The sequence below is a fragment of the Streptomyces capoamus genome (assembly GCF_014654935.1).
In the GTDB taxonomy this organism is placed as follows: Bacteria; Actinomycetota; Actinomycetes; order Streptomycetales; family Streptomycetaceae; genus Streptomyces; species Streptomyces capoamus.
The window spans coordinates 89,588-96,066 of sequence record NZ_BNBF01000018.1; the positions used below are offsets into that span (position 1 = coordinate 89,588).

General features: G+C 74.2%; 4 protein-coding genes and 1 pseudogene. 3 read left to right on the forward strand and 2 right to left on the reverse strand.

The window, feature by feature from the left end; all coding sequences use genetic code 11:
• From IE312_RS41875 to IE312_RS26140, 3 genes and pseudogenes are all read left to right on the forward strand, one after another.
• Window positions 1-246 (forward strand): annotated as a pseudogene (locus tag IE312_RS41875) (aquaporin); the annotation flags it as partial.
• A gap of 252 nt (window positions 247-498) precedes the next feature.
• Window positions 499-2,667, forward strand: a complete 2,169-nt coding sequence (locus IE312_RS26135; RefSeq protein ID WP_189984774.1) for a hypothetical protein — start codon at window positions 499-501, stop codon at window positions 2,665-2,667.
• A 5-nt stretch (window positions 2,668-2,672) separates the two neighbouring features.
• Window positions 2,673-4,286, forward strand: a complete 1,614-nt coding sequence (locus tag IE312_RS26140) for an ABC transporter substrate-binding protein (protein WP_189984775.1) — start codon at window positions 2,673-2,675, stop codon at window positions 4,284-4,286.
• A 13-nt stretch (window positions 4,287-4,299) separates the two neighbouring features.
• Here IE312_RS26140 and IE312_RS26145 read toward each other — a convergent pair whose 3' ends face one another.
• Both IE312_RS26145 and IE312_RS26150 read right to left on the reverse strand, forming a co-directional pair.
• On the reverse strand, window positions 4,300-4,587 hold the full coding sequence (locus IE312_RS26145) for an SCO5918 family protein (RefSeq protein WP_189984776.1): 288 nt from the start codon (window positions 4,585-4,587) through the stop codon (window positions 4,300-4,302).
• 43 nt (window positions 4,588-4,630) lie between these two features.
• Window positions 4,631-6,190: a DEAD/DEAH box helicase gene (locus IE312_RS26150; RefSeq protein WP_229900448.1), complete on the reverse strand. Its 1,560-nt coding sequence runs from the start codon at window positions 6,188-6,190 to the stop codon at window positions 4,631-4,633.
• Window positions 6,191-6,479 lie beyond the last annotated feature (289 nt).

The following is a 6,479-nucleotide window of genomic DNA, read 5'->3' on the forward strand; positions in this document are numbered from 1 at the left end:
CGCGACTTCGGACCGCGCCTGTTCACCTACGCGGCGGGCTGGGACGGCCTGGCCTTCCCGGGCAGCGTGGCCGGCTCGTTCAGCGCCTACTGGTGGATCCCGATCGTCGGGCCGCTGATCGGCGGCGCCCTCGGCATCCTGATCTACGACCTGTTCATCGGCGACGTCCTGCTGGTGCGGGCCGAGATGGCCGAGCTGCCCGAGCCCGGCCGCTCCACCCCGGTCCGCACCAGCGACGAGGAGTAGGGCAGGCCCTGGGGGCCCAGCCCCCCGGAGGGGGCCCAGCCCCCCGGACCGGCCCCGCGAGGGCGGGCCTGCCCGCCGGCAGGCCCGCCCTCGCGCAGCGGGGTGACCGGCGACTTCCCGGGAATCACTCCGTCCGCTACCGCCAACTTCCTTTTGTGTAAACCCCGTTGTCGAACCGTACGCTCCGTGTTCCACTAATCTCCTTCCGTCACATCACCCGCTGCGGAGCGGTCGAGCGTCCACGAGGGATCCGTGTGTGAAGACCTGGGGTTCGACAGACTCCTCAGTGAGGAAGGCTTCTTCGCGCGTCTGCTCGGGCGGTCGCCGTCGGGTGCCGGGCGGGACCTCCTGTACGGCCCCGACCTGCCGGTGGTCCTGCTCACCGGCGGCCCCGGCATGGGCAAGGCCCGGCTGCTGCGGACCGTACGGGACCGCTTCGCCGCCAAGGTGCCCGTGATCCACCTGGACTGCGGATCCCCGGTGTACGCCGACCGGGCCGAACCGGAGCCGGACGCCCGCTCCGCCGCGACCGAGGCCCTGGTCGAGGCCGCGCGCCGGCTGTGCACCTGGCAGGGCACCGGAGGCTCCTTCGCCTTCCCGCGCCTCTTCGCGGGCCTCGCGATGATCGCGACCGGTGTCGCGGAGGGCACCGCCGAGGCCGTCGCGACGGAGGTCGAACGGTACGAGGAGCTGCCCCAGCGCCAGCGCCTGCGCGGCCTGGGCGCGGGCGACTTCTGGCGCGGTGTGCTGCGCAGCGCCATCCGCAACCTGCTGACCACCCTGTCCGGGCAGGCCCTCGACCCGTACTCCGCCTCGGTCAGCACCGCCCTGCTGGACACCCTCTTCGCCAACCTGGCACCCCGGGGCAGGGACGCGCTGGAGCGCAGCTACGGCGCGTACCCCGGCGCGGCCGGTCAGCCCCAGCACGGCCTGCGCGAACTCGCCGCCGACTTCCGGGCCGGCGGCGAGCGCCGGGAACTGGCGGAGAGCTTCCTCTTCCGGGCGCTGCGCGAGGACCTGGAGGCGGCCTACGCCTCGCCGGCCGGCTGGCTGCGCCGCGTCGGCCGCCCGGCCCTGCTGCTGGACCGCTCCGACCGCCCGCTGGGCGAACAGCTGCTGCGCGCCGTCCTGGACGACCGCCGGGCCGGGCAGCGCGACCGGGTGGTGATCGTGGGCACGGCCCGCCGGGCGGACGGCGGTGCCTTCCTGTACGAGGGGCTGCCCCCGCGGGAGGTGCCGGCCCCGGCGGAGTTCCGGCCCGCCGACGGCATCCCGTCCGCCTGGACCCGGCGTACCGGACCGGAGGGGGAGCGGGTACCGCTGGCCGGCGGGGTGCTGCTGCTGCGGATGCCCTTCCTCACCGGCGACCAGCTCCGCCGGGAGACCGAGCGCAGACAGCGGCGCACCGAACCGGAGGACGGCAGCGACCGCCGCCGTGCCGACGCGGCCGTGGCACGGCTGAGCGGGGGCCGGCCGCACACGGTGATCCGGCTGGCCGCCGCTGCCGCCGCCTTCCGCATGCCGGCGGACGCCAACGACCGCGACATCCTCGACGCCCCGCTGCGTCTTTCGGGCGACGGCACCGCCGAGCGGCCCGTGGCGGACGTACTGGTCCAGGAACTGGTCCTGGACCAGCTGCCGGTGCGGCTGCCGCCCGAGCACCGGGACCAGTGGCTCGACCTGCTCACCCACCTGTCGGTGGCGCACGACGAGGAGTGCGCGGAGGTACTGCTCCGCCACCACCAGGCCGGCCGCGTCCACCGGCTCACCGCGCACCAGGTCGCGCAGCTGCTCACCGACACCGGATGGCCCCGCTGCGAACGGCACTTCATCGGCGACTTCGGGCTGCGCCAGCTGCTGGTGCACCGGCTGTACCGGCTGCGCCCCGACGGCGCCGCCTGGTACGCCGACCACCACCTGCTGCGCGACCACTACGCCGGCCGCCCGGCGGACGGGGACCGGCCGGAGGGCGGCGCGTTCCGCTCGGCCGTGGCGCACCGGATGAACCACCACCTGGTGTCCGGCGGCGTGGACGAGGTGGTCGGCCACCTCGCCGCCACGCTGCCCGGCCGGCCCCGGCAGTGGTGCGCGGACCTGCTGGAGGTCGCCCAGGCACCGTACCCGGGCGGCGCGGACGCCCGCCGGCAGCGCGCCGAGGGCCTGGTGGAGGTGGCCGGGCCGGCACTGCGCCGCACGGTCGACCAGTTGCTGCACGCGGTCTGGCTGTGCGAGGAGCGGACCAGGCCGACCGGCCGGGAGACGGCCCGCACCCTGGCCAAGCTGCTCAACCTGCTCTCGATCATGGAGTTCGACGGCGCCGGGCAGCTCGGCCGCACCGCCACCGACTGGAGCGGACTGGCGGAGAACGAGCAGCCGTTGCTGCGCTGCGCCTGCACCGAACAGCTCGGGCGACGGAGGTAACGGGGATGCCCAGGTGGAAGAAGATCCTCTACACGCTGCTGGTCACGGCGGCGGCCGTGGCGGCGGGCCTGACCGGCTGGTCCTTCCTCCACCGGCCGGACACCTGCGCGCCGGGCATCGAGCGGATCGGCGGCGAGTGCATCGGCGTCGACGGCACCGGTTACGACTTCGGCACCCCGGAGATCAGCGCCGTGGCCCGGGCCATCGCGCAGGAGAACGAGAAGATCGAGGGCCGCCCCCATGTGACGGTGGCGATGATGATGCCGCTCCAGTCCGACAAGCCCGCCCTGCGGCGGCAGATGCGCAGCGACCTCCAGGGCGCCTACCTGGGGCAGCTGGAGGCCAACCGGGGCGAGGGCGAACCGCCCGCGCTGCGGCTCGTGCTGGCCAACCCCGGACGCGACTACCGCCGGCAGGCGAAGGTCGTGGACACCCTGCTGCGCATGGCCGCCTCCGACAAGGACCGGCTGCGCGCCGTCACCGGCTTCAACCTCAGCCTCGACACCACGGAGGCAGCCGTCCGGCGGCTGACGGCCCACCAGGTCCCGGTGCTCGCCTCCCGGATCACCGGGGACCGGATCGCCAACGCGGACGGGCCGGACGGGATGGCCGAGCCCCGGTTCCCGGGCCTGGCCCGCATCATCCCCACCAACCGCGACGCGGCGCAGGCCCTGGCCGACTTCAACGGCGAGCGGGGCCGGGAGGACCGCAAGACGGTCCTGGTCCACGACACCCGGCCGGACAACTACAACGAGTCGCTGGCGAAGGCGTTCAGCGGCATCGAGGAGCAGGGCCCGCCCGGCCCCGCCGCGATGCCCTTCCAGTCCCCGGCCATCGACGAGGAGGGCACGACCGGCAACCAGTTCACCCAGATGGCCAACAACATCTGCGACTCCGACGCCGACACCGTCTACTTCGCCGGCCGCGCCCTGCACCTGCGCCTGTTCGCCCTCAAACTCGCCCAGGTGGGCTGCCGGAACCGGCACTACACCATCATCAGCGGTTCCGACGCGGCCTCGCTGCGGCAGGACATGAAGGACAAGGACTGGCAGCAGCTGCGCGGCGCGGACGGCACGGCCAAGGTGACCGTGCAGTACGCCGCACCCGCCCACCCGGACGCCTGGACCACCGAGTTGGACGCCTGGAGCAGGAAGTGGCAGGCGGCCCACCACCGCAAGCCCGGCGCGGACGTGCTCCCGCAGTACCTCACCGAGCCCGAGGAGGCCCTGGACGGCCTGCGGGACCTGATCCAGGCCACCCGCCGCCAGGGCACGGACCTCGGCTCCGACCCGGACCTGGAGGACTCCCGGACGATGCTCGTCTACGACGGTCTCGTCACCATCGGTACCGCGCTGCACCAGACACAGGGCGGCGACGCGCAGGCGGTGCCCCGGCTGGAGGACGTCGGCAGGGAGTGGTCGCAGCTGCAGTCCCGGCACCGGGTCCGCGGCACGAGCGGCCTCATCTGCCTGACCAGCGGCGGCAACGCCTACGACAAGCCGATGGCGGTGGTCGAGCTCGACCCGGGACCACGGGGCCGGGGGAAGCTGAGGTTCGTCGGGCTGGGCTGGCCCACCGGCCGGGAACAGCCACGCAACTGCGTGATCCCGAGCCGGTGAGCCGGCGGGGGTCCTACCAGCCGAGCACGTTCTCGGCGGGGGGTGTCTGCGGGGCCGGGGCGGCCGGCTGCGGCTCGTGGCAGGTGAAGCCGAGGCGGGTCAGCGCCCGGCGCATCTCTCCCACCGTGAAGTCGCGGCGGTTCTGCCGGGTGACCACTTCGCCGACCTGCATCACGGGGTAGACACGGCTGCCGACGGTCACCGACACCCCGGTGACGGGTTCCGGCGTGATGCCGCTCATGGCCTGTTCGACCTCGCTCTTGACCAGGTCGAACGGGAAACGGGCGATGACACAGCGCATGGATGCCTCCACAGGGCGGGGAAGACGGCGTTCGGTCGTGCGGCTAGGCGTTGTTCCGGGGAGCGGTCCGGCGGGCGCGGGACTCCCCGCCACGGCCGGTGCCCTGGCCGCTCTCTCCGCGGGCGGCCCCCGCGCTCCTGCCGCGCCCCGCACCGCCCCGGCGGCGCCGGCCGGCGGACGCGCCCTTGCCCTCGCCGCGGCTCTCGGCTGGCACGGTCAGGACGACGGGCACGCCGGAGGGCGTCCGGGCGCCGGTGATCCGCTGCAGCTCGGTCTCGCCCGGGCGGACCCGGGCGGTGTTCGCGGCGATGCCGGCGTCGGACAGGAGGCGGTCCACCGCACGCCGCTGGTGCGGCAGGACGAGGGTGACGACGGTGCCGGACTCGCCGGCGCGCGCGGTACGGCCGCCGCGGTGGAGGTAGTCCTTGTGGTCGCCGGGCGGGTCGACGTTCACGACCAGGTCGAGGCCGTCGACGTGGATGCCGCGCGCGGCCACGTTGGTGGCCACCAGGGCCGTGACGTGACCGTCCTTGAACTGGGCGAGCGTCCGGTTGCGCTGGGACTGGGACTTGCCGCCGTGCAGCGCCGAGGCGCGCACCCCGACCGACAGCAGGTGCTTGGTGAGCCGGTCCACCGCGTGCTTGGTGTCCAGGAACATGATCACCCGGCCGTCCCGCGCGGCGATCTCGGTCACGGCGGACTGCTTGTCGTCGTCATGCACGTGCAGCAGGTGGTGGTCCATCGTGGTGACGGCGCCCGCGGACGGGTCGACCGAGTGCACCACGGGGTCGTGCAGGTAGCGGCGGACCAGCAGGTCGATGTTGCGGTCCAGGGTGGCCGAGAACAGCAGCCGCTGGCCGTCGGCCGGCACCTGGTCGAGCAGTGCGGTCACCTGGGGCATGAACCCCATGTCGGCCATCTGGTCGGCTTCGTCCAGGACGGTGACGCAGACCTCGTCCAGCCGGCAGTCACGCCGTTCGATGAGGTCCTTCAGACGGCCGGGTGTCGCGACGACGACCTCGGCGCCGCCGCGCAGGGCGCTCGCCTGGCGGCCGATCGACATGCCGCCGACCACGGTGGTGAGCCGCAGCCGCAGGGCGCGGGCGTAGGGCGTGAGCGCGTCGGTGACCTGCTGGGCCAGCTCCCGGGTGGGGACCAGGACGAGGGCGAGCGGCTGCCTGGGCTGGGCCCGCCGGCCGTCCAGCCGGGCCAGCAGCGGCAGGCCGAAGGCGAGGGTCTTGCCCGAGCCGGTCCGGCCCCGGCCCAGCACGTCCCGGCCGGCCAGCGCGTTCGGCAGGGTGGCCGCCTGGATCGGGAAGGGCACGGCGACGCCCTCGGTGCCGAGCGCGGCCAGCAGCCGGGCCGGCATGGCCAGCTCGGCGAACGTCTCGACCGCCGGCAGCGGCGCGGTGACGGTGACCGGCAGGGCGAACTCCTGCCGGCGCGGGGTGGTGTGCGCGGCCGGGCCGCTCTTGCGTCCGGTGCCGGTACGCGGGCCCTGGCGGCCCGGCTCCTGGGTGCGGACGCGGGAGCCGCGCGCGGACCTGCGGTCCGCGCGGAAGCCGCCGGACGTTCCGCCGGTGCGGCGGGGGGTGCGGTTCAAGAGGGAACCTTCCTCGATGCGGCGTATCGAGGAATTCCGTCCAGGCGGTGACGACCGCATGAGGATTCGCAAGAATGAGCCGAAGAAAATGTGAAGAGCCGGACCCTCTCTACGGGGCGGCCCGCTCGGCGGGCCGGCCGGAGGCGTCCGTGGTCCGGGAATCCGGAAAGGGGCTCAGCCAATGAGCGGGGGCCCGCACCCCAAGAGCGCGGGCCCCAGCCACATGATGCGCGAACCGCTGGTTCGCGACGATTTCGCGTCAGCGTCAGGCGGGAACGATGTTCTCGGC